Source organism: Streptomyces sp. NBC_01707 (genome assembly GCF_041438805.1).
GTDB lineage: Bacteria > Actinomycetota > Actinomycetes > Streptomycetales > Streptomycetaceae > Streptomyces.
On the sequence record NZ_CP109190.1, the window covers coordinates 6,081,566 to 6,105,203 of the forward strand.

Consider the following 23,638-nt stretch of genomic DNA (forward strand, 5'->3'; position numbering starts at 1 on the left):
TGTACCGGAGTTGTTGCGCAGACCCGGGGACTCGGCCCGCTGTGGGCCGGACGAGTGGCCGTCAGGGGGCTTGTCACACCGCGGTGTTGGTGACCCGCTCACTCTCGACGCGCTTGGCGAGTCCGTCGTCGTCCAGCTGTCCCAGATGCCGGCACAGGACCACGGAGCCGCCTGCGGCCAACGGGGCGAAGAGCCCGGCGCTGAGCCCGTCCCAGCTGTCGTACGTGCGTCCCGTCAGTAGCCGCGATCCGGGCGCCAGCCCCAGCTCCTCGGCGTCCTCGCGGGCGCGCGCGACCAGTTGCGCCGCCGTCAGCCCGAGCCCGCCGACGGTCAGCGCGGGCGCGTCCGGATCCACCGGCGCGAACGGCGCGAACCGGTCACCCTGGCTGGGCACCTCCACGGCATAGTCCGCGAAACCTTCGGGGGGCTGCGGGAACCGGCCGCCCAGCGGGCGCAGGGCCAGGGCGATCCGTTCGCCGCGGCAGGCGCGCGCGGCGTCCAGCGTGTCCGGACCCGTGACGACGAGGTCGGCGGCGGCGGGGTCGCCCTGCACATCGGCGACGACGCCGACCGAGGAGCAGGCGAGCAGCCAGACCGCGGACTGCCAGTGCGCGGGCAGCAGGAGGGCGAGCCGGTCGCCCGGTTCCGCGGCCAGGTCGCCCTGCAGCAGGTTGGCGGTCTTGGCCACCCAATTGGCGAAGGTGGCCACCGACAGTTCGACCCGTTCTCCGGTGGCGTCGTCGTAGAAAGTGACCATGGGGCGGGCCGGGTCCGCGGCGAGCGCGGAACGCAGCAGGTCGGCAGGGGTGCGGTCGCTGGCGTTCATCCGCGCAAGGGTACGCGGCGGCGCCGGGCGGGGCCGGATGGCACAGACATCGGGTACACCGGTTCGGCAGACGGCCCGTCAATTGTCCGAAGATGCCCCGGTAGCCGCTGATGTCGCATTGTGGTCACCATCGTTCGTATGCGTGCCTTCATCACATCTGCCATTGGTGTCACCTGTTCGGCAGCCCTTGTGCTGCCCAACGCCGCGCCCGCGGGCGCCGCCCCCGACACCTCCGCCGTCGCAGCGACCGAGGCCGCCGATCCCGCCGAAGTGCCCGGGTCGACGCAGTCCCTGCCGCTGTCGCCACTTCCCGACGCGTCCGAGCGGGCGACCGACGCCCCCAGCGGCACCGCCGAGGCGAACGCCGTGCAAGGTCTGCCTCGACGCGACGTCCACCCCTTCTCACTGGTCGGCGTCGTCTGGGACGACGCCGACGTCGAACTCCACGGCGTCGTCGAGGTCCGCACCCGGGCCGTCGGCTCCCGTCACTGGTCCGACTGGCAGGACCTGGAGACCCACAATGCCGAGCACGCCGCCGACCCCGGGAGCGCCGAGCGCGACTCCGGGACCGTCCGCGGCTCCACCGCCCCGCTCTGGGTCGGCAACTGCGACGGCGTCGAGGTCCGGGTCATCCCGGAGGCGCCCGCCGTCGATGACAGGGTCACGGCCCGGGTACCGCTGCCCGAAGGCCTGCGGCTCGAACTCGTGGACCCCGGCAGGGACCCGCAGCAGTCGCCCGTGGCCGACACCGACGAAGGCGACGTCGAAGCGGCAGGTGGCGAGTTCGTGGGTCTCGCATCCGGCAAGGGCGGCCGCCTCGCCACAACTCTCCAGGCGTCCCTTCAGGGAGCCGCACCGACTTCCCTCCAGGCATCCGGCCAGGACCGCGTCCTGCCCGCACTGAGCAAGGCGCGGACCGAGGCGGAGAGCGAGGCCGCGGCCGGTGTCGCGCCGGGCAGCAAGCCGTACATCGGCGCCCGCCCGACCATCGTCACCCGCAAGGGCTGGGGTGCCGACGAGAAGCTGCGCGAGAAAGGCTTCGCGTACACGAAGAGTGTCAAGGCCGCCTTCATCCACCACAGCGCCACGGGCAACAAGTACACGTGCTCCCAGGCGCCGTCGGTCCTTCGCGGTATCTACCGCTACCACGTCAAGAGCACTGGCTGGCGCGACATCGGCTACAACTTCGCCGTCGACAAGTGCGGAAACATCTACGAAGGACGTGCCGGGGGCGTGACGAAGGCGGTCCAGGGCGCGCACACTCTCGGTTTCAACACCAACAGCATGGGCATTGCCGTGCTCGGCACCTTCAGCACGTCCGACCCGCCCGCGGCCGCGGTGAACGCCGTCGCGAAGCTCACCGCCTGGAAACTCGGTCTGTTCGGCGCCAACCCGAACTCCAGGACCACCCTCGTGTCGGGCGGCGGAAACCGGTTCAAGAAGGGGACAAAGGTCAAACTCAACGTCATCTCCGGACATCGGGACGGCTTCGCAACCGAATGCCCTGGAACCCGTCTCTACAAGAAGCTCGGCTCGGCCCGGACCAGCTCTGCCCACCTGCAAGGCCGCTGACGGCCCGTGCGGCGCCGGCGGGGGTGCCGGACCGGCGGCCGGGCCGCCGACCGGGGAGGTCCGACCGGTCTGCTTACACTGGCCAGCCGAAACGAGGCCCGGCCCCAGCAGGAAGCAGAGACAGTGCTGTGACAGAGGCAAAAGAAGCGATTCTCCTGGTCGGTGGCAAAGGCACTCGACTGCGCCCGCTCACGGTGCACACTCCGAAGCCGATGGTTCCGGCGGCCGGCGTCCCGTTCCTGACGCACCAGCTGGCGCGGGCGAGGGCCGCCGGGGTCGAGCACATCGTCCTCGCCACGTCGTACCTGGCCGAGGTCTTCGAGCCGCACTTCGGCGACGGTTCGTCACTCGGCCTGCACATCGAATACGTCACGGAACGCGAACCGCTCGGCACCGGCGGAGCCATCCGCAATGTGGCTTCCCGCCTCGTCTCCGGCCCGGACGAACCCGTCCTCATCTTCAACGGCGACATCCTCACCGGCCTCGACATCCGGGCGCTGGTCACCTCGCACGCCACGTCCGGGGCGGACGTCTCGCTCCACCTCACCCGGGTCGAGGACCCGCGCGCCTTCGGTCTCGTACCGACGGACGACACCGGCAGGGTCACGGCGTTCCTGGAGAAGCCGCAGACGCCCGAAGAGATCGTCACCGACCAGATCAACGCGGGGGCGTACATCTTCCGACGGTCGGTCATCGACACCATCCCGGCCGACCGCCCGGTCTCCGTGGAGCGCGAGACCTTCCCCGGACTGCTCGCCTCCGGAGCGCATCTCCAGGGCATGGTCGACTCCACGTACTGGCTGGACCTCGGCACCCCGCAGGCGTTCGTACGCGGCTCCGCCGACCTGGTCCTCGGCCGCGCCCCGTCCCCTGCCGTTCCCGGGCGGTGCGGCGACCGGCTCGTGCTGCCGACGGCCTCCGTCGCCGCCGACGCCAAACTCAGCGGCGGTACGGTCATCGGCGAAGGCGCCCTGATCGGCGCGGGCGCGCGGATCGACGGCTCCGCGGTGCTGGCCGGCGCGGTCGTCGAACCCGGCGCCGTGATCACGGACTCCCTGGTCGGAGCCGGTGCCAGGATAGGCAGCCGGACGGTGCTGGCGGGCGCGGTCGTCGGCGACGGCGCACGGGTCGGCGCCGACAACGAACTGCGCAACGGTGTCCGCATCTGGTGCGGGGCGACTCTGCCCGACGCGTCCGTGCGCTTCTCGTCGGACGAATGACGGGCCCCCGCGGCGCGTACGCTCAATAGGTATCCCCGACGACCGAGGACCTCACCCGTGGCAGGACGATTCGCCCCCCGCAGCGCTCCGAGCAGATCCGTCCCGCGCCAGGCCGCAGCGGACGAGGCGCCGCAGGCACCGGGGGCACTGCACCGACCGGAGTCACAGCAGGCCCCCGGGGCACAGCAGGCATCCGAGGCACTGACCCGGGAGTGGACCCCGCCCGGCTCGCTCGACCTGCGCCTCGTCCTCGCCCCACTGCGCCGCGGCCCCGCCGATCCGACGTTCCGTATCGACCGGGACGGTTCGGTCTGGCGTGCCACCCGCACCCCGGCCGGCCCCGGCGCACTGCACCTCACCGACCGGGGCGGCCGGATCGGGGCGACGGCCTGGGGTCCCGGCGCCGCATGGCTCCTGGACCAACTCCCGACCCTGCTCGGTGCGCAGGACGAACCGGAGGCGTTCCGCCCCCGCCACCGTCTGGTCGCCGCGGCTCAGCACCGCCGCCCCGGACTGCGGCTGCTGCGCACCGGTCTGGTGCTGGAGTCGCTGATCCCGTCGATCCTGGAACAGAAGGTCACCACCGACGAGGCCTACCGCGCCTGGCGCCTTCTCGTCCGGACCTACGGCACCCCGGCCCCCGGCCCTGCGGCCACCCTGTTCACCACGCACGGCCTGCATGTGATGCCGGATCCGCGTACCTGGTCGCTGATCCCGTCCTGGGAATGGCACCGCGCGGGCGTCGACGCCAAACGATCGGCCACGATCCTGCGCGCGGTACGCGTGGCCCGACGGCTTGAGGAAGCGGCCACCATGCCCCTCCCGGAGGCCACCGCCCGGCTCGAACTGATCCCCGGGATCGGCCCCTGGACCTCCGCGGAAACGCTCCAACGAGCCAACGGCGCCGCCGACGCGGTCACGGTGGGCGATCTCCATCTCCCCGGCATCATCGGCCACGCCCTGGCAGGCAACAGGAACGCCGACGACGAGGAGATGCTGACCCTGCTCGCTCCCTACGAGGGCCAACGCCATCGGGCCACCCGCCTGATCCTGCTCTCGGGCCACACCCCCTCGCGCCGAGCCCCCCGCATGACGAGGGGCGACATCGCCCGCCTGTAGGCGAACTCAAGCCCGTCCGGTCATTGACGACACCACGCGGCCGAAGGCCGCGATTCCGGGCTCCCGGGGCCGCCCCCGGTTTCGGGAAGGGGCGGGGGAGGAGCCACCCGCACCCCTCACCGCACGGCGACGAACGCCGCCACATCCCGCTCCCCACGCTCCCGTGGCACCCCCGCAGCCCGCCCGACGGCCACCGCTCCCAACGGATCCCACTCCGCCGGCAGATCCAGCACCTCACGCACCACGTCCCGGCAGAACATCGTCGACGAGACCCACGCCGACCCGAGCTGCTCGCCGGCCAGTGCCACCAGGAAGTTCTGGACGCCGGCCCCTGCCGCGACCACGAACATCTCGCGCTCCGCCTGATCCCGTCGGGCGTCCCCGTACGTGTGCGAGCCGTCCATCACCATGCACGGCACCGCCAGATATGGCGCCCGGCGCAGCACGTCGCCCCGCCGCACCCGCTTGGCGATCGACTCCTCGCTCTTGCCGTCCCGCCGCAGGTCCGCGATCCACGCATCCCGCATCGCGTCGAGCAGCCGCGTCCGTGACTCCTCGGACTCCAGGAGTACGAACCGCCACGGCGTCGTGTGATGCGGTGCCGGGGCCGTCACCGCCGCGGCCACGGCACGGCGTACCGCCCCCGGGTCCACGGGCTCGTCCGTGAACTCCCGCACCGTACGTCGCAGGGTCACCGCTTCCCGTACCGCCTCGGACGTCCCGAGCCGGAACATGTCATCGGCCGCGACCCGCACCAGCGCCCGAGCTCCCGACTCGACGCCATCGGCACCGGAACCGTGCCCGGACACCTCGGCCCCGTCCGCCGTGTCCACGGCATGCGAAAGCCCCCGTACCACCGCGACCGGCAGCCCTTCGGCCTTGCCCTTGACCAGGTCACCGGCCGAGGCCAGCTCATCGGCGGTGGCGACGACGGTCGCGCTCAGCGGGTTGCCGTGCGCGTCCGTCCCGCCCCGCAGATCGTCCAGCACCCGCACCCCGGCCGCCCCGATCGCGACATCGGTCAGTCCGTTGCGCCACGGCCGCCCGAAGGTGTCCGTGACGACGACCCCGACCTCGACGCCGAGCGTGTCCCGCAGCCCTTCCCGGATCGTCCGGGCCGAGGCGTCCGGATCCTCGGGCAGCAGCAGCACCGTCCCGGCGGGGGTGTTCGAGGCATCGACCCCGGCAGCGGCCATGACGAGCCCCTGCCGGTTCTCGACGATCCGCAGCGTGCCGCGGCGCGCCACCACCCGTACCGTCTCGGCGTCGATCGCCGCCTCCCGGTCCGCCGCCTCGACGATCCGGCCCTCCGCCTTGGAGACGATCTTCGAGGTGACGAGGAGGATGTCGCCGTCCACCAGCCCCGGTTCGGTGGCGGCGATCAGCTTCGCGAGGCTGTCCCCGGCCCGCACCTCCGGCATCCCGGGCAGCGCCCACACTCGGTACGAGGGTGCCTCGCCGGAGGCCGCGCCGCCGCTCACGCCCGTACCTCCTCGGCCAGCACCAGCGCCTGACGCGCCATCTCGGCGGTCACGTCCACATCCGTCATCATCAGCGGCACGGCGCGGCAGCGGATGCCCGCTGCCTCCACGTCCTCGACCGCCCCGGCGTCCACCGTGTCGACGAGCCAGCCGTCGAGCAGCCCGGAACCGTAGTGCTGGGCCACGGCCGCTGCCGTCGACTCGACGCCCACCGCGGCGAGCACCTTGTCCGCCATGCCCCGCACCGGCGCGTCCCCGACGATGGGGGAGAGACCGACGACCGGCACCCCGGCCTCGGCGATGGCCTCCCTGATCCCGGGCACGGCGAGGATGGTCCCGACCGACACGACAGGGTTGGACGGCGGGAAGAGGATGACGTCGGCCTCGGCGATGGCCTCGAGTACACCGGGCGCCGGCTTGGCCTGCTCCGCGCCGACCGGCACGATCGCACGGGCCTCCACGGAGGCGCGCAGCTTCACCCAGTACTCCTGGAAGTGGATCGCCCGGCTCTCGCCGTCCACCTCGATCGCGACATGCGTCTCGACCCGGTCGTCGGACATCGGCAGCAGCCGGACTCCCGGCTTCCAGCGTGAGCAGAGTGCCTCGGTGACGGCGCTGAGCGGGTAGCCCGCGCCCAGCATCTGCGTACGGACGATGTGTGTCGCGAAGTCACGGTCGCCGAGCCCGAACCACTCGGGCCCCACGCCGTATGCCGCGAGTTCCTCCTTGACCTGGAAGCTCTCGTCGGTACGCCCCCAGCCCTGCTCATCGTTGATGCCACCGCCGAGGGTGTACATCACGGTGTCGAGGTCGGGGCAGACCTTGAGCCCGAACAGATGGATGTCGTCACCGGTATTGCCGATCACCGTGATGTCCGCGTCGGGCGCGGCCTGCTTGAGGCCACGCAGAAAACGAGCACCACCGATACCACCGGCCAGAACCACAATGCGCATGCACAACAGTCTGTCAGGCGAAGCCTGATCGTTGGTGGGGTGGTGGCGGGCGACGGGTGGGCTGTCGGGCGAAGCCTGATCGTTGGTGGGGTGGTGGCGGGCGACGGGTGGGCTGTCGGGCGAAGCCTGATCGTTGGTGGGGTGGTGGCGGGCGACGGGTGGGCTGTCGGGCGAAGCCTGATCGTTGGTGGGGTGGTGGCGGGCGACGGGTGGGCTGTCGGGCGAAGCCTGATCGTTGGTGGGGTGGTGGCGGGCGACGGGTGGGCTGTCAGGCGGGTACGACGTCGGCGGCCGTCGGGGCGCACTGCGCCGCGTGCATCGGCATCTCGGTCAGACCCGGGTAGTAGACGTGCAGGCTGACGGCCGGTTCGAGGGAGTCGTTGACCACTTCGTGGACATATCCGGGCGCGAAGACGCGCTGCGCGCCGGAGTTCAGCGACCGGCTGCCGCGCTCGGTGTGCTCGGTCAACTCGCCTTCCAGGACGGTCAGTACGCCGGAGGAGAGTCCGTGGTCGTGCATCCCGCTGCCCTGGCCGGGGACCCAGCTGAGCAGCCACACCTCGTAGCCGAGTGGGGTCTCCCCTGCTCGAGCGGCGCCGAGAGCTTGGGGAACGGTGCGGAGCCGGTGATACCAGCGGGTGGTCGCGTCGTACTGGACGAGCGGCGCCCACTGCTCACGGTCGGCGGCGATGGTGCGGGCGAGTCCGACGAACTCGGCCACCGTGGACGGGTGCTTGCGTGCGGGCTGGAGGAGGTGCTGAACCTCGAGGATGTCGCCGGCGATCTGGAGGTCGCTGTCGCTGTTCATGGGTGCGGTGGTTCCTCGGCAAGGGAGTGCGGGCAGAAGTGCGGACGCAGATGCGGGGGTGTCGCGTGGACCGGAGGCCTTGGGGCCGGGCGGCCGCCGGGCCGGACAATCGATCGGCGGAGCGGAGCCGGAGAGGCCGGGGTCCGAGGGTGGGCCGTTACTGGCTGGAGCGCGAGGGCTTCGACAGCGGGGACGGCATCAACAGCTGAGACAGCTGGAACAGCAACAGCGAGCCTGGACAGCGGTACGGAACCCACGGACGTGGGTCGTGCGCATCGCTGAGTTTGCTGGCATGGCATCAAGGAGAACCGAGCAAAGCTCCCACTGTCAACTCAATGACCGATTTGGCGGCAATGTTTCACCTCATCCGGTTACTCCAGCCGGAGAAAGGTTTGTGCAGTCGTTGTAACGGAGATGTGGCGCAACAACCGCGCCTCCAAACGTCACAGCGGCCTCGTGATCCGACTGTGATCTTGATCGCTTCGGTGATCAAATCGAAACATGGCCGCCCTCCTGGGCGTCTCACTTCGTGACGGACGGGGGCGCGGCGGGGCCTGTGGCATATGTCAGGTTTTTGGTGATTTGCACACTTTCTGCATAGGCTTGGTTCCGCAGAGTGAATACCGGGCCCAATAGCAGATCTCCGCTTGACTGGCCCGGATCCACACACTTGTAATTTCACTCGTGTCGTTCGGCCGATTCGATAACGGCTGCATCACGGGGACGCAAGAGACAGACGAGGGGCGCACATGACCGAGCTGTTCCAGCAACTGCTGGTCGAGGACGCGGACGAGGAACTCGGCTGGCAGGAGCGCGCACTGTGCGCCCAGACCGATCCCGAGTCCTTCTTCCCCGAGAAGGGCGGATCGACCCGCGAGGCAAAGAAGGTGTGCCTCGCCTGTGAAGTCCGGTCCGAATGCCTTGAGTACGCGCTTTCCAATGATGAACGTTTCGGTATCTGGGGCGGCCTTTCCGAGCGGGAACGGCGACGGCTGAAGAAGGCCGCGGTCTGACCGCGAATCGCACAGGCCCGCGAATCCGCGGCGCCCGCAAAGCCGCGATGTCCACTGATCCGCGGTGCTCACGAGTCCGTGACGTCCACTGATCCGCGGCGCCCGCGAAGCTGCGATGTCCACGGGTCGCACTGTGCGGCCGAGCCGGCCGCCGGACCCGGATCCGCCGGAGCCGCACGGCCACCAAGGAGCCACCGACCACGCTCCGGACCACCCACTCCATACCGCTCGGCACAACGCTGCGGCCCCGACCGACATGGCCCGCCACCTGCACCCTGCCCGCAGGCGGCGGGCCATTGCCATGTCCGCGGACCGGCGTACGGCCGGTCCGTCGCCGTCCTCGATCAACCGCTCCGCTCCACCCCGGTTATCCGTACCGTTAGTGTGGGGCTCCGTCCGAGACGCGCCAACGCCCCGACGGAGCGCGCGTGTACACCGATGCAGCCCCCGGGGGGACGCCCCCCGGACCCGGCCGGAGGGCCCGTACCTCGATGTCCGTGCACAGCCAATCGACGGCGCCGTACGCGGCCGCCGCCGCCCCAGAGTTCCCTCGGCATGTCGTCACCGCCGTGCTCGTCTCCCATGACGGCGCACGCTGGCTGCCCGATGTGCTCGCCGGGCTGCTCGGGCAGGAACGCCCCGTACAGCACGTCGTCGCCGCCGACACCGGCAGCGCCGACGACTCCGCGCAGCTGGTCACCGACGCGCTCGGGGCCGAGCGGGTCCTGCACCTCGCACGCCGTACGAGCTTCGGCACGGCCGTCGACGAGGCGGTACGCACGGCCGGTGAACTCACCCCGGACGACCTGCCGTATCTGAAGCGTCCCAGCAGCTGGGACCCGGTCACCAGAAGCTGGCGCGACGACGCGTACGACCTGCCCGAACTGCCGCACGGCGAACCGGTGCAGTGGTTGTGGTTGCTCCACGACGACTGTGCGCCCGAGCCCGACGCGCTCGCCGAGCTGCTCCGCGTCGTCGACACCGATCCGCACGCCGCGATCGTCGGCCCCAAGCTCCGGGGCTGGTACGACCGCAAGCAGCTCCTCGAAGTCGGCGTCTCCATCGCCAACAGCGGGCGCCGCTGGACCGGGCTCGACCGGCGCGAACAGGACCAGGGTCAGCACGACCAGGTCCGTACCGTGCTGTCCGTCTCCTCCGCCGGCATGCTGATCCGCCGTGACCTCTGGGAGGAGCTCGGCGGGTTCGACCGCAGACTCCCGCTGATGCGTGACGACGTCGACCTCTGCTGGCGCGCGCACGCCGCCGGATACCGGGTGCTCGTCGCCCCCGACGCCATCCTGCGACATGCCGAGGCCTCCGCCAGGGAACGCCGGCCCATCGACTGCGCCGGCCGTTTCGTCGCCTCCCCGCACCGGGTCGACAAGGCCGGTGCCGTCTACACGATGCTCGTCAACGCCCGCGGCAAGATGCTGCCGTGGGTGCTGCTCAGGCTCGTCCTCGGCACCCTGGTGCGTACCCTCGCCTATCTCGTCGGCAAGGTCCCCGGCCAGGCACTCGACGAGGTCGCCGGACTCTTCGGCACTCTGCTGCGACCCGGCAGGATCTTCGCGGCCCGGCGCAGACGCGGCAGGGGAGTGGTGGACGCGGCGGAACTGCGCGGGCTGTTCCCGCCGCCCGGCGCGACCGTCCGTGCGACCTTCGAACAGGTCGCCGGAAACTTCGGCAGCGGGTCCGACGCGGACTCGGGCGGCTCACGGCACGGCGCCGTCGAGTCCGGACCGGGCGGGGACGACGCCGACTTCCTGGAGATCGAGCAGTTCGCACGGCTCAAGCGGATCGGCCGCAAGCCCGGCCCGGTGCTCTTCGCCGTCCTGCTCCTCGTCTCGCTCGTCGCCTGCCGCAGCCTTCTGGGCGGCGGGGCGCTGGCGGGCGGCGCGCTGCTGCCCGCGCCCGCGGACGTCTCCGACCTGTGGGGGCGGTACGCGGACGGCTGGCACCCGGTCGGCACCGGCGGCACCCAGAGCGCGCCGCCCTACCTCGCCGCGATCTCCGCGCTGTCCGCCCTGTTCCTCGGTTCGACCGGCTTCGCGCTCACTCTGCTCCTGGTCTGCTCGGTTCCGCTCGCCGGGCTCACCGCGTACTTCGTCTCCCGCCCGCTGCTCGAATCGCGGCTGCTGCGGGCCTGGGCGAGCATCGCGTACGCCTTCCTGCCCGCCGCGACCGGCGCCCTCGCGACCGGCCGTCTCGGCACCGCCGTACTGGCGATCCTGCTTCCGCTCATCGCCCGCACCGCCGTCTCCGCGTACGGGATGCGCAGCAGCGGGGACACCCGAGGCAGCTGGCGCGCCACCTGGGCGTACACCCTGCTCCTCACCCTGGCGATGGCCTTCACGCCCGTCGTCTGGCCGCTGGCCGTGGTCCTCGGTATCGGTGTGCTCGCCCTGCGCCGCCACGACGTCGCCGCGTACGGACTCCGCTTCCTCGCGACGATCGGCACCCCGCTGCTCGTCCTCGCGCCCTGGTCGCTGTCGCTGTTGGGCAACCCCTCGTCGTTCCTGACGGAAGCAGGCCTGGAGTTCGGTACGGGCTCGGCCTCCGCACTCGATCTGCTCGGGATCAGCCCCGGTGGCCCGAATGCCACGGGCGGCGTGCTGCTGCTCGGCATCGTGCTCGCGGCGCTGGCCGCGCTGCTGCGCGGGGAGCGGCAGTTCGCGGTGCGCGCCGCCTGGGCCGTCGCGCTCGTCGCCCTGCTCTTCGCCGGACTCACCAACGGCTCCGGCTGGGCCGGACCTGCCACCCTCGTCTACGGCATCGCGCTGATCGCCGCCGCGCTCGTCGGTGCGGATGGCGCACGGGTGCGTGTCGCGGAGCTCAGCTTCGGCTGGCGCCAGCCCGTCGCCGCGCTGATCGCCGTCGCCGCGGTACTGGCCCCCGCGGTGGCGGCGGTCGGCTGGATGATCGGCGGCGCCGCGGGTCCGCTGGAGCGCCGGGACCCGGTGCAGGTGCCCGCGTTCGTCGCGGAGGAGAGCAGCACCCGTGACCAGCCGCGCACCCTGGTGCTCGGCGGGAGTTCGCCGGCGTCCGTCTCGTACACCCTGGTCCGCGGCTCCGGTGCGCGGCTGGGCGACGCCGAGCTGGCCGCGTCGGGCGGCGGCAACAGCCACCTCGACAAGGTCGTCGCCAACCTGGTCGCGGGCTCCGGCGCCGACCAGGGCAGCCAGCTCAGCGGGTTCGCGATCCGTTACGTGCTCGTACGGGACGGCGCACCGCGCGAGATGAGCCGGGTGCTCGACGCGACCCCTGGGCTGAGCCGGCTGAGCCAGCTGGACGGCAGCGCGCTGTGGCGCGTCGACCGCCAGATCGCCCGGATCATGATCGTTCCGTCCGGCGCGGGCGGCGAACAGCTGCCCGTCGGTTCCCAGCCGGTCGAGGCACACTCCAAGATCCCGGCGGGCGGCTCCGGCCGGGTGCTGCGGATCGCCGACACGGCGGACTCCGGTTGGCACGCCACGCTCAATGGCCGGGCGCTGACCGGCAGGACCGTCGACGGCTGGGCGCAGGGCTTCGAGCTCCCCGCCGAGGGCGGCAGTCTTGACCTCACGTACGAGACGCCGCTCACCCACAGCGCATGGATCTGGGCCCAGGCCGCGCTCGGCGTGGTCCTGCTGGTCCTGGCTCTGCCGGGCCGCCGCCGGGAGATCGACGACGACCTGCCCGAGGAGTCCGCGACGGTTCCGGCCGAGCCGGTCGCGGGCGAGGGACGCCGGGCCCGCAGGCTGCGCGCCGCCGCGCAGGCGGAGGCGGCGGCCGAGGACGGCGACCACGACGGCGACGACTACGGCGACGGCGGGGAGCAGTCGGCGGAAGCGGCGGGTGAGTACATGCCCGCACAGCGGACGACCGACCCGTACGCGCAGCAGCCGGAAGGGACCGACGCCTACGGCCACCGGCACCAGGCCCCGGATCCCTACGACCCGCAGGGTGACGGTCAGTACACGCCGCAGGGCGAGGACGGCCGGTACGCGTCCGTTCCGCAGCAGCACCAGTACGGCGAGTGGGACGAGCAGCAGTACCAGGGCGGCGAGTACGCGCAGTACCAGGGTGAGCAGCAGCAGCCCGACGCCGATCCGTACCAGCAGGGCGCCGCCCAGGCCTACGACCCGTACGGCTACCCGCAGCAGCAGTACGACCAGGGCCAGTACGACCCGAACCAGGGCGGACAGTACGAGCAGGGTCAGTACAACCCGTACGAGCAGGGCCTGTACGACCCGCAGGCGCCGTACAGCGGGCAGGCCCCGTACGACCCGCAGCACCCCGACGAGAACCCCGCCCCGGCCCAGAACCCGTGGCCGACCGGTAACGCATCGCGAGGCGAGTCCGAGTGAAGTCCACCAACCTGTCCCTCATCGCGGGCACCGTAGCCCTCGCCGCCGTCACCGGCTTCGCCGCGCTCTCCGCGCCCGGTGACGCGGACGCCACGGGGGCGACAGCTGCCGCGCGGCTGCCCGTGGAGCGGTCCAGCCTCCTCTGCCCGGCACCCGGCCTCTCGGAGCTCGCCGAGACGACGTACACGTCCTTCACCCCGGCGTCCGCCGGCGGCGGCGAGGCGGGCACCGCGGAACTGAAGCCGTCCGTGCCGACCAACGCGGACGGGAGCGAAGGGACCACCGCCAAGAAGGACACGAAGAAGAAGGCCGCGGACTCCGACAAGCCGGTCGTCTCCCTCAAGGAGCCCGGCAAACCGGCCACCGCCGACGCTTCCGGCGCCGACGCCCCCGCCCTCGTCGGCACCGCCACCGGCAAGCTGGCCCCCGGCTGGACCACCCAGCAGACCACCACGGTCAGCACGGGCGCCTCGCGCGGCCTGCTCGGGGTCAGCTGCACCGGACCCGACACGGACTTCTGGTTCCCGGCCGCCAGTACCGCGAAGTCCCGCGAGGACTACGTGCATCTCACCAACCCGGACGACACCGCCGCCGTCGCCGACATCGAGCTGTACGGGCCGGACGGCTCGCTCAAGTCCGATGTGGGCGAGGGCATCACGGTCCCCGCCAGATCCAGCGTCCCGGTCCTGATCTCCACCCTGACCAGCGAGGCCGCCGACGATGTGACGATCCACGTCACCACCCGTACCGGACGCGTCGGAGCCGTCGTGAGGGCGGCGGACGGCGCGACGGGCAGCGACTGGCTCACCGCCTCCGTCGACCCGACGGGCACCCTGGTCCTCCCCGGCATCCCGGCGGACGCCACCTCCGTACGGTTGGTGGCCTTCGCCCCGGGCGAGGAGGACGCCGACCTGAAGCTGAAACTGCTGGGCAAGACGGGCGCGATCACGCCGGCCGGGCACGAGGATCTCCACATCAAGTCCAACATGACCGCGGGCGTCGACCTGAAGGACATCACCAGGGGTGAAGCGGGCTCCCTGCTGCTGACCCCGGCGCAGAGCGGACAGGCCACCCCGGTGGTGGCCGCGCTGCGTGTGGTCCGCGGCACCGGTGACAAGCAGGAGGTCGCGTACATCCCGGCGACCGGACCGGTGGGCGCGCAGGCCACGGTGGCCGGTAACCGGGCGAAGGGATCGGTCCTCTCTCTCACCGCTCCGGGCGCCACCGGCACGGTGAAGGTCACGGCGTCCGCAGGCAGCGGAGGCGGCGAACGGACCGTCAAGACGTACACGGTGAAGGGCGGTACGACGCTCGCGGTCACCCCGCAGGTGCCGGCCGGGCTCAAGGGAAGCTACGCGCTGACCGTCGAGACGGAATCGGGCGGCCCGGTGCACGCCGCCCGCACGCTCGCCCTTCCGGAGGACGGCATCCCGATGTTCACGGTGCAGACGCTGCCGGACGACGGCGGAACGGTCGAGGTGCCGGCCGCGGAGCAGGACCTCTCGGTCCTGGACGACTGAGCAACCGGTACGGGGCGGCGCCGAACGCAGCGCCGCCCCGTACCGCGCTCACACCCCACAGGCAGTGCCCGGCGGATCCGTGGCCGGGGCCGTACCCGAGCCGCCGGGTACCCGCTTCCTGCCGTACTGCTGGTCCTGCTGTACCGCTAGTCCTGGCCGTACCGCGGGTCCACCGACTCCGGCGACAGCCCGAGCAGCTCCGCGACCTGCTCCACCACGACCTCGTGCACCAGCAGCGCACGCTCGTCGCGGCTCTTGGTCCGGATCTCGACGGGGCGCCGGTAGACGACGATCTGCGCGGGCTGGTCCTTCGCCGCGGAGACCGCGCGCCCCAGCGGCACGGTCTCCTCCTGCGTCCCCGGTACATCGAGAACCATGAAGTCGACATCGGCCAGCTGCGGCCAGCGGCGCTCCAGCCGCTCCACCGAATCCTGCACGAGATCACGGAAGGTCTCCGCCCTGCTGACCGAGAGCGGCACCTGGGGCGGAGCCACGGGCCCACGCATGCCGCGGCCGTGGCGGTCACGACGGCGGGGCCGCGGTTCGGATCGCGGCTCGGACGGGTGGGGCGGCGGTACAGGACTGTCCATCACCGACGCAGCGTAACTCCCGGCGGGGCAGTGGGATCGCCGCTCACCGGCAGGGCAGCGGCATGTCCACTGTTGAACATTCCGGCCAAGGTTGAGCCCGTTTCAGGCCCTGTCCGCGACCGCTGATCTCTTACGTAATGACAGCTTTTGTATCGAGTGGTAACCGGAATCGTTGCCGTTGCGACCTGCGGTTCTCTCTTCCGGTGCAGGTCAGGATAGTTGCCCGAAAGGCGGTTGTGCCGGAGGTCACAGTGCGACACGGTGGGGTGACCTGAGGGAGAGTCGTCGCAGCCCGCTCAAGAGTGCGGTACCGTCCAACATCGTGAGCCCTGTACGTCGCTGTTCGCGCACCGCGTGCGGCCGCCCTGCCGTCGCGACACTGACGTACGTCTATGCCGACTCGACTGCGGTCCTCGGCCCGCTCGCCACCTATGCCGAGCCCCACTGCTACGACCTCTGTGCCGAGCACGGTGAGCGGCTGACCGCGCCGCGCGGCTGGGAAGTGGTCCGGCTCTCCGATCCTTCCGCTCCCACCCGCCCCAGCGGTGACGACCTCGAAGCGCTGGCCAACGCGGTGCGGGAAGCGGCGCGTCCGCATGAGCGCGCAGCCGAGGCCAGAGGCGGCGGTCCACGCGCCGCGGACCCGATGGAGGTTGCGCGCCGCGGTCATCTTCGGGTGCTGCGCTCGCCGGATTCCTGACCGCGGCATGCTGCCCGGCGTCCTCCACCCATGATTTCCCGCTACAAGTTTTCACGTACGCACCATTGACCAATTCTTGTCGTGGACACGACGATTTCCCCACCCGTGAGAAATAGTTTTCCGCATCACGGAATCCCGGGGAGGTCTGTGTGTTCGTCCAGCAACTCGAGCCCGTAGCCGATTCGCTCGCCCTGTCCGCGCTGGTCGCGACTCTTCCCCTGGTCACCGTGCTGGTGCTGCTCGGAGCGGTCCGGATGCGGGCACACCGCGCCGGACTCATCGGCCTCGCCGTCGCGGTCGCCGTCAGCTCGCTCGCCTACGGCATGCCTCTCGGGCAGACCCTCTCCGCGGGTGCTCAGGGCGTGCTCTTCGGCCTCTTCCCCATCATGTGGATCGTCGTCAACGCCCTCTGGGTGTACCGGATGACCGTGCGTACCCAGCACTTCGACATCCTCCGCCGCTCCTTCGGCCGGCTCTCGGACGACCCTCGCATCCAGGCGCTGGTCATCGCCTTCTGCTTCGGCGCGCTCCTCGAAGCCCTGGCCGGATTCGGTGCGCCCGTCGCGATCTCCTCCGTGATGCTGGTGGCGCTCGGCTTCGACCCGGTGAAGGCGGCCGTCGTCTCGCTCGTGGCCAACACCGCACCGGTCGCGTTCGGCGCCATGGGCACCCCGGTGGTGACGCTCGCCCAGATCACCGGGCTGCCGCTGGACGACGTGGCCTCCGTCGTGGGTCGCCAGACTCCGCTGCTGGCCCTCCTCGTACCCCTGATCCTGGTCTTCCTGGTGGATGGAAGGCGTGGGCTGCGCGAGACCTGGCTGCCCGCGCTCGTCTGCGGAGCCGCCTTCGCCGGCGCCCAGTTCGCCGCCTCCAACTACGTCTCCGCCCAGCTCGCCGACATCGCCGCCGCGCTCGTGGGCGCGGCAGCGCTGATGGCCGTCCCCGGGGCGCGCAGGCCGGCCGAGGAACCGGTGCGTGCGGCAGTCCTGACAGGCGTACGGAGCGAGGACCTGGATCACGAGGACCCGAACCGGGAGGTGCTGCGCGCCTACGTCCCCTATGCCCTCATCGTCGCGGTCTTCTCCGTCGCGCAGATCCCGCCGGTCAAGGATCCGCTGGCCAGGGCGACCCGGGTCTTCGACTGGCCCCTTCTCGACGTCGCGAACCCGGCGGGCAAGCCGGTCGGTGCCAATCTCTTCACGCTCCCGGTCATCGCCACGGGCGGCACCCTCGTCCTGCTGGCCGGCCTGGTCACCACCGTCGCGCTCGGCGTACGGCCCGGGGACGCAGCGCGCGAGTGGGTGGGCACGGTGTACGAACTGCGGTACGCGATCCTGACCGTGACCTCCGTACTGGCACTCGCGTACGTCATGAACCTCTCCGGGCAGGCGGCCACGATCGGCCAGTTCGTGGCAGCCGCCGGCGCCGGGCTCGCCTTTCTCTCGCCGGTGCTCGGCTGGTTCGGCGTCGCGGTCTCCGGCTCCGACACCTCCGCGAACGCACTCTTCGGCGCACTCCAGGTCTCGGCGGCACGCGAATCGGGTCTCTCGCCGGAGCTGCTCGCCGCGGCGAACAGCTCCGGCGGGGTGCTCGGCAAGATGATCTCCCCGCAGAACCTGACGATCGCGTGTGCGGCGGTCGGTCTGGCCGGGCGCGAGGGGGACCTGCTGCGCAAGGTGCTGCCGTGGAGCCTGGGGCTGCTGCTGGTGATGTGCCTGATCGTGCTGGCGCAGAGCACCTCGGTGCTGGGCTGGATGCTGCCCTGAGCAAAGGGCCGGGTCCGGCCGCCGCTCGACGACCGAGCGATGACCGGCCGGCCCCGGTCACCGTGGGCACAGCCGGGCAACCGCACGGCCGCGCCACTGCGCCACCGTCCAGCCATCAGACCCCACGGCCTGCCCCGACGGCCGCCGGGTAGTTTGGGCGGTCCGCAGAAACCTCAGGAGGACCGGCCCGTGGCTGCTGATCTGTCGCAGATCGTCAAGGCGTACGACGTGCGCGGAGTCGTGCCCGACCAGTGGGACGAATCGCTGGCCGAGCGGTTCGGGGCGGCGTTCGTCGAGGTGACGGCCGCCGGAGCGATCGTGATCGGCCACGACATGCGGCCTTCGTCGCCCGGCCTCTCCGCGGCTTTCGCACGCGGTGCGGCGGCGCGCGGTGCGGACGTCACCCTCATCGGCCTCTGTTCGACCGACCAGTTGTACTTCGCCTCCGGCAGCCTCGGCCTGCCCGGTGCGATGTTCACGGCCTCGCACAACCCGGCGCAGTACAACGGCATCAAGCTGTGCCGGGCCGGCGCCGCGCCCGTCGGCCAGGACACCGGGCTCTCCGAGATCCGCGCCCTCATCGAGAAGTGGGCCGAGCAGGGCGGACCGCAGCCGGTCGCCACCCCCGGTACGGTCACCGAGCGCGACACCCTCACCGACTACGCGGCCCACCTGCGGTCCCTGGTCGACCTGACGGCCATCCGTCCGCTGAAGGTCGTGGTCGATGCGGGCAACGGCATGGGCGGCCACACCGTCCCCACCGTCCTCGAAGGGCTCCCGCTCGACGTCGTCCCCATGTACTTCGAGCTGGACGGCACGTTCCCCAACCACGAGGCCAACCCCCTCGACCCGAAGAACCTCGTCGACCTCCAGGCCGCAGTCCTGGCCGAGGGCGCCGACCTGGGCCTCGCCTTCGACGGTGACGCGGACCGCTGCTTCGTCGTCGACGAACGCGGCGCGGGCGTCTCCCCCTCCGCCATCACCGCCCTGGTCGCGGCCCGCGAACTCGCCCGCAACGGCGGCAAGGGCACCGTCATCCACAACCTGATCACGTCCTGGTCGGTCCCCGAGGTCGTCCGCGAACACGGCGGCACCCCGGTCCGTACCCGCGTCGGCCACTCCTTCATCAAGGAGGAGATGGCGGCACACGGCGCGATCTTCGGCGGCGAACACTCCGCGCACTACTACTTCCGCGACTTCTGGAACGCCGATACGGGCATGCTCGCCGCCCTCCACGTGCTGGCCGCCCTCGGCGGTCAGCCGGGCACGCTGTCGGAACTGGTCGCACAGTACGACCGCTACACCGGCTCCGGCGAGATCAACTCCACGGTCGACGACCAGCCGGGCCGCACAGCGGCGGTGCGCGCCGCCTTCGAGACCCGCGACCACATCTCGCTCGACGAACTGGACGGCCTGACGGTCACGGCCCCGGACTGGTGGTTCAACCTTCGAGCCTCCAACACGGAACCGCTGCTGCGCCTGAACGTGGAAGCACGCGACGAAGAGACCATGACGGCGGTACGCGACGAAGTCCTGGCCCTGGTCCGCAGCCAGGCGGCATCGAACGACTCCGATGTGTGAGGGCACCTGAGACAGCGCCTGTCGGGCCACTCGCGGCGCGCCGGGCACCCCCGGCGCGTCCGGCGATCGACGGCGTCCTTCCGGCCCGTCCGACGCTCGAGGACCGGGGTTCCGGGCTGGAGCCCCGGTTCCGGGAAAGGGTGGGCAGCGGAACAGCCCGCCGCAGGCGTCCCCACCCGCACCCGCAGGGCGATCTCACCACCCCGGCCGGGCCGCGCCCCCGCCACCCCGGCGGTAGGCTGACCTCGCCCGATCCGCGCGAACCCGAACCCGCTGTTCGAATGCTTGAAGGGACTCACCCCATGCCGCTCGAAGCCGGCCTTCTGGAGATCCTCGCTTGCCCGGCCTGCCACTCCCCGCTCGACGACCGGTCGGCAGCCGACAGCCCCGAGCTGGTCTGCACCGGCACGGACTGCGGCCTGGCCTACCCGGTACGGGACGGCATCCCCGTACTCCTGGTCGACGAGGCCCGCCGCCCCGCGTAGCGCGAGGCACGGGAGCGCCGCCGCCCACCGGGCCGGCGCGCCCCCACCCCCGTACACCCGCAGCCCGCACGGTGATCAGCACGTGATCGGAGGCCCGTCCCCATGCTCGACGAGTCGTTGCTCGACGCCCCGGAAGCCCTGGCCCGAGCCGACCGCCGCGGTCTGCTCCGCGGCGCCGCCGAGGCCGGGGCGCGCGTCCGTACCGCTGCCCGGCACGCGGCGGAGGCCGGCATCACCGAGCTGGCCCCGGAGGGCCGCCCGCGGGCCGTCCTGGTCGCAGGCTCCGGCACCGCCGCATCCGGCGTCGCCGATCTGATCGGCGCGCTGGCGGGAGCCTCCGCACCCGTCACCCGTATCCACCCCACGGGCGTCGCACCTGCCGCGGGCGCCATGCGCTGGACGCTGCCCGGCTGGGCCGGCTCCGTCGACCTGCTGCTGATCGTCACGGCGGACGGCTCCGAGCCGGGCCTCGCCCTGCTCGCCGAACAGGCCTACCGGCGCGGCTGCACGGTCGTCGCCGTCGCCCCCCGTCAGTCCCCGTTGCGTGAAGCGGTCGACGGGGCGCACGGCCTCGTCGTGCCGATGGCGTCCGCCCCGCACGGCGAGTACGACGCCGAGACGTCGGCCGCCGGACCCGGCACGCTCTGGGCCCTGTTCACGCCGCTCCTCGCGCTGCTCGACCGGGTCGGCCTGATCACCGCACCCGCCGAGACGCTCCAGAGCGTCGCCGACCGCCTGGACCGCACCGCGGAACGCTGCGGCCCGGCCATCGCCACGTACAGCAACCCGGCCAAGACGCTCGCCGCCGAGCTCGCCGACAGCCTGCCGCTTGTATGGACGGAAGGCGACGCCGCGGGGCCGGTCGGGCGCCGGTTCGCCGCTGTCCTCGCCGAGCTGTCGGGCCGCCCGGCCCTCGCCGCCGAACTCCCCGAGGCCCTTCCCGCCCATGGGGCGCTGCTGGCCGGATCCTTCGCCGCCGGGGCCGACCCCGACGACTTCTTCCGTGACCGGGTCGACGAGGCGGAGGCCCTGCACGCCCGGGTCGTCCTGCTCCGCGACCGGCCCGCGGGCGGTCTGAGTGCCGCCCCCGCCGCCCGCGAACTGGCCCTCGGCCACGACACGGCGGTCAGTGAACTCGAACCGGACGAGGGCAGCGAGCTCGAAGCCCTCGCCGAGCTCCTCGCGGTCACCGACTTCGCCGCCGTCTACCTGGCACTGGCCTCGGGAGCCCACGCCTGACCACACCGCGCGCCCGTACCGGGCACGACCACCGCACCACGCACAGCCCCACCGCATCGCACGACCACCGCACCGCACGATCCGCGCATCTCACGAGGACGAACTCTCCATGGACCGGCTCTCCAACACCGTGCGCCCTTACGCCTGGGGCTCCACCACCGCCATTCCCGAGCTGCTCGGCGTCGCCCCGACCGGCGAGCCCCAAGCCGAGATGTGGATGGGCGCCCACCCCGGAGCGCCTTCCCGTCTCACCCGCATATCCGGCGCCTCGGGAGCCCCCACCGAGCAGCCCCTCACCGACATCATCGCCGCCGGCCCGGAGCGCGAGCTGGGCCCGGCCGCCGTCGAGAAGTTCGGCCCCCGCCTCCCCTTCCTCCTCAAGCTGCTCGCCGCAGGCGCCCCCCTCTCCCTCCAGGTCCACCCAGACCTCGAGCAGGCCAAGAAGGGGTACGAGGACGAGGAGCGCCGGTCCGTCCCGATCGACGCGCCCCACCGCACGTACAAGGACACCAACCACAAGCCCGAACTGATCTGCGCGCTCACCCCCTTCGAAGGCCTCTGTGGTTTCCGCAGGCCCACCGAGGCGGCGCAGGCGATGGCGGCACTCGGCGTCGACTCCCTCAAGCCGTACGTCGATCTCCTCGGTGCCCACCCCGAAGAGGCGGCCCTGCGCGAGGTGCTCACGGCGATCCTCACCGCGGACCCCGTCGAGATGGCCGAGACGGTGACTGCCGCGGCCGCCGCCGCCGAACGCCTCGGCGGCGCCCACGCCCCGTACGCCCGCATCGCGCACCACTTCCCAGGCGACCCGGGCGTCATCGCGGCGATGCTGCTGAACTACGTACAACTCCAGCCCGGTGAGGCCCTGTTCCTCGGTGCGGGTGTCCCGCACGCCTACCTCGGCGGCCTCGGCGTCGAGATCATGGCGAACTCGGACAACGTGCTGCGCTGCGGACTGACGCCCAAGCACATCGACGTCCCCGAACTGCTGCGCATCGTCCGCTTCGAGGCGACCGACCCCGGCATCCTGCGCCCTGAGGCGTCCCCTTCCGGCGAGGAGCTGTACGAGACCCCGGTCGACGAGTTCCGGCTGTCGCGTTTCGACCTCTCGCCCGGCGCCGCCCCCGTCGACCTGACCAGGCCCACCCCGCAGATCCTGCTCTGCACCGCGGGTGCACCCCGCGTCGGCACCCTCGATCTCACACCCGGCGCCTCGGTCTTCGTACCGTCGGGCGAAACGGTCGAAGCGTCCGGTACCGGCACTCTGTTCCGCGCCACAGTGGTGGCCTGACGTACCGGCCGCATCAGCGGCTGCAACAATGTCCGGCCGTACCGCGGCGCCAGGGCCGCAGCACCGAAGAAGGGACACCAGGCACCCATGAGTGCGTCAGGCGGAACCAAGGCGATCGTGGCGGCACTCGCCGCCAACCTCGCGATCGCAGTGGCCAAATTCGTGGCGTTCCTGTTCAGTGGCTCGTCATCGATGCTCGCGGAGAGCGTCCACTCGGTGGCCGACTCGGGCAACCAGGGGTTGCTGCTGCTCGGCGGCAAGAAGTCCCAGCGCGAAGCCACCCCCCAGCACCCCTTCGGCTACGGGCGCGAGCGGTACATCTACGCCTTCCTCGTCTCCATCGTCCTGTTCTCGGTCGGTGGCATGTTCGCGGTCTACGAGGGCTACGAGAAGATCCTGCACCCGCACGAGCTCGAGGCCTGGTACTGGCCGGTCGGCGTGCTGGTCTTCGCGATCATCGCCGAGGGCTTCTCCTTCCGGACCGCCATCAAGGAGTCCAACGAGAGCCGCGGCGAGCTCACCTGGACCCAGTTCGTCCGCCGGGCCAAGGCCCCCGAGCTCCCGGTCGTCCTCCTGGAGGACCTCGGCGCGCTGGTCGGTCTGGTGCTCGCCCTGTTCGGTGTGGGCCTGACCCTGGCGACCGGCGACGGCGTCTGGGACGGCATCGGCACGCTGTGCATCGGCATCCTGCTGATCGGCATCGCGATCGTCCTCGCCGCAGAGACGAAGTCCCTGCTGCTCGGTGAGGCCGCCGGCGCCGACCAGGTCGAAAAGATCAAGGCCGCGGTCGTCGACGGCGAAACCGTCACCCGCATCATCCACATGCGTACGCTCCACCTCGGCCCGGAAGAGCTGCTGGTCGCCGCCAAGATCGCGGTCGAGCACGACGACACCGCCGCCGAGGTCGCCAACGCCATCAATGCCGCCGAGTCCCGCATCCGCGAAGCCGTCCCGATCGCCCGGGTCATCTACCTGGAACCGGACATCTTCAACGAGGCGGCCGCCGCCACGGGCAGCAACCCGGCCAAGGCCCCGGACGCTCCCGAGACCCTCTGACGCCGCCCCGGCACAATCCGACCACCGAGCCACCCGTACCCCGCCCGGGCCCCCTCCCGATCACTTCCGGCC

18 protein-coding genes are annotated in these 23,638 nt (G+C 71.6%); 13 read left to right on the forward strand and 5 right to left on the reverse strand.

Features of this window, described 5'->3' with window-relative positions; translation table 11 throughout:
- Window positions 1-73 precede the first annotated feature (73 nt).
- Window positions 74-826, reverse strand: coding sequence for a TIGR03089 family protein (locus tag OG963_RS27405; protein ID WP_371799552.1), 753 nt, complete (start codon window positions 824-826; stop codon window positions 74-76).
- Between the two features lie 138 nt (window positions 827-964).
- Here OG963_RS27405 and OG963_RS27410 point away from each other — a divergent pair, with 138 nt between their 5' ends.
- The 3 genes from OG963_RS27410 to OG963_RS27420 all read left to right on the forward strand — a co-directional run bounded on the left by OG963_RS27410 (window position 965) and on the right by OG963_RS27420 (window position 4,737).
- Window positions 965-2,398: a peptidoglycan recognition protein gene (locus OG963_RS27410; protein ID WP_371799553.1), complete on the forward strand. Its 1,434-nt coding sequence runs from the start codon at window positions 965-967 to the stop codon at window positions 2,396-2,398.
- A gap of 128 nt (window positions 2,399-2,526) precedes the next feature.
- A complete protein-coding gene (locus OG963_RS27415) occupies window positions 2,527-3,618 on the forward strand; it encodes a sugar phosphate nucleotidyltransferase (RefSeq protein WP_371799554.1) in 1,092 nt (363 codons plus the stop codon).
- A 57-nt stretch (window positions 3,619-3,675) separates the two neighbouring features.
- Window positions 3,676-4,737, forward strand: coding sequence for a DNA-3-methyladenine glycosylase (locus OG963_RS27420; protein ID WP_371799555.1), 1,062 nt, complete (start codon window positions 3,676-3,678; stop codon window positions 4,735-4,737).
- A 116-nt stretch (window positions 4,738-4,853) separates the two neighbouring features.
- Here OG963_RS27420 and OG963_RS27425 read toward each other — a convergent pair whose 3' ends face one another.
- The 3 genes from OG963_RS27425 to OG963_RS27435 form a co-directional block, all read right to left on the reverse strand.
- A complete protein-coding gene (locus tag OG963_RS27425; RefSeq protein ID WP_362277642.1) occupies window positions 4,854-6,218 on the reverse strand; it encodes a coenzyme F420-0:L-glutamate ligase in 1,365 nt (454 codons plus the stop codon).
- Window positions 6,215-7,171: a 2-phospho-L-lactate transferase gene (gene cofD, locus OG963_RS27430; protein WP_371799556.1), complete on the reverse strand. Its 957-nt coding sequence runs from the start codon at window positions 7,169-7,171 to the stop codon at window positions 6,215-6,217. Before cofD ends, OG963_RS27425 begins: the two co-directional genes overlap by 4 nt.
- 268 nt (window positions 7,172-7,439) lie before the next feature.
- Window positions 7,440-7,979 carry a cysteine dioxygenase family protein gene (locus tag OG963_RS27435; protein WP_093930348.1) on the reverse strand — a complete coding sequence of 180 codons (540 nt, stop codon included), beginning with the start codon at window positions 7,977-7,979 and terminating at the stop codon, window positions 7,440-7,442.
- Window positions 7,980-8,728: 749 nt separating this feature from the next.
- Between OG963_RS27435 and OG963_RS27440 the strand changes: the two genes are divergently transcribed.
- The 3 genes from OG963_RS27440 (at window position 8,729) to OG963_RS27450 (ending at window position 14,858) form a co-directional block, all read left to right on the forward strand.
- Window positions 8,729-8,992 carry a WhiB family transcriptional regulator gene (locus OG963_RS27440; protein ID WP_030927001.1) on the forward strand — a complete coding sequence of 88 codons (264 nt, stop codon included), beginning with the start codon at window positions 8,729-8,731 and terminating at the stop codon, window positions 8,990-8,992.
- A gap of 491 nt (window positions 8,993-9,483) precedes the next feature.
- A complete protein-coding gene (locus OG963_RS27445) occupies window positions 9,484-13,338 on the forward strand; it encodes a glycosyltransferase (RefSeq protein ID WP_371799557.1) in 3,855 nt (1,284 codons plus the stop codon).
- Window positions 13,335-14,858, forward strand: a complete 1,524-nt coding sequence (locus OG963_RS27450; protein WP_030927005.1) for a DUF5719 family protein — start codon at window positions 13,335-13,337, stop codon at window positions 14,856-14,858. Before OG963_RS27445 ends, OG963_RS27450 begins: the two co-directional genes overlap by 4 nt.
- A 146-nt stretch (window positions 14,859-15,004) precedes the next feature.
- On the opposite strand, the gene OG963_RS27455 is transcribed toward OG963_RS27450, so the two are convergent.
- Window positions 15,005-15,448, reverse strand: coding sequence for a metallopeptidase family protein (locus tag OG963_RS27455; RefSeq protein WP_078879028.1), 444 nt, complete (start codon window positions 15,446-15,448; stop codon window positions 15,005-15,007).
- Window positions 15,449-15,770: 322 nt separating this feature from the next.
- Here OG963_RS27455 and OG963_RS27460 point away from each other — a divergent pair, with 322 nt between their 5' ends.
- The 7 genes from OG963_RS27460 to OG963_RS27490 all read left to right on the forward strand — a co-directional run bounded on the left by OG963_RS27460 (window position 15,771) and on the right by OG963_RS27490 (window position 23,566).
- Window positions 15,771-16,148: a DUF3499 domain-containing protein gene (locus OG963_RS27460; RefSeq protein WP_030927009.1), complete on the forward strand. Its 378-nt coding sequence runs from the start codon at window positions 15,771-15,773 to the stop codon at window positions 16,146-16,148.
- 149 nt (window positions 16,149-16,297) lie between these two features.
- The gene (locus OG963_RS27465; RefSeq protein ID WP_371799558.1) at window positions 16,298-17,914 is read left to right on the forward strand and encodes an L-lactate permease; all 1,617 of its coding nucleotides are present in this window, start codon (window positions 16,298-16,300) and stop codon (window positions 17,912-17,914) included.
- Between the two features lie 189 nt (window positions 17,915-18,103).
- On the forward strand, window positions 18,104-19,495 hold the full coding sequence (locus OG963_RS27470; protein WP_362277631.1) for a phosphomannomutase/phosphoglucomutase: 1,392 nt from the start codon (window positions 18,104-18,106) through the stop codon (window positions 19,493-19,495).
- Between the two features lie 302 nt (window positions 19,496-19,797).
- The gene (locus OG963_RS27475) at window positions 19,798-19,980 is read left to right on the forward strand and encodes a Trm112 family protein (RefSeq protein WP_030927015.1); all 183 of its coding nucleotides are present in this window, start codon (window positions 19,798-19,800) and stop codon (window positions 19,978-19,980) included.
- A 102-nt stretch (window positions 19,981-20,082) separates the two neighbouring features.
- Window positions 20,083-21,219 carry an SIS domain-containing protein gene (locus OG963_RS27480; RefSeq protein ID WP_030927017.1) on the forward strand — a complete coding sequence of 379 codons (1,137 nt, stop codon included), beginning with the start codon at window positions 20,083-20,085 and terminating at the stop codon, window positions 21,217-21,219.
- A 109-nt stretch (window positions 21,220-21,328) separates the two neighbouring features.
- Window positions 21,329-22,510 carry a mannose-6-phosphate isomerase, class I gene (gene manA / locus OG963_RS27485; RefSeq protein ID WP_093776628.1) on the forward strand — a complete coding sequence of 394 codons (1,182 nt, stop codon included), beginning with the start codon at window positions 21,329-21,331 and terminating at the stop codon, window positions 22,508-22,510.
- Between the two features lie 87 nt (window positions 22,511-22,597).
- A complete protein-coding gene (locus OG963_RS27490) occupies window positions 22,598-23,566 on the forward strand; it encodes a cation diffusion facilitator family transporter (protein WP_093776630.1) in 969 nt (322 codons plus the stop codon).
- Window positions 23,567-23,638 lie beyond the last annotated feature (72 nt).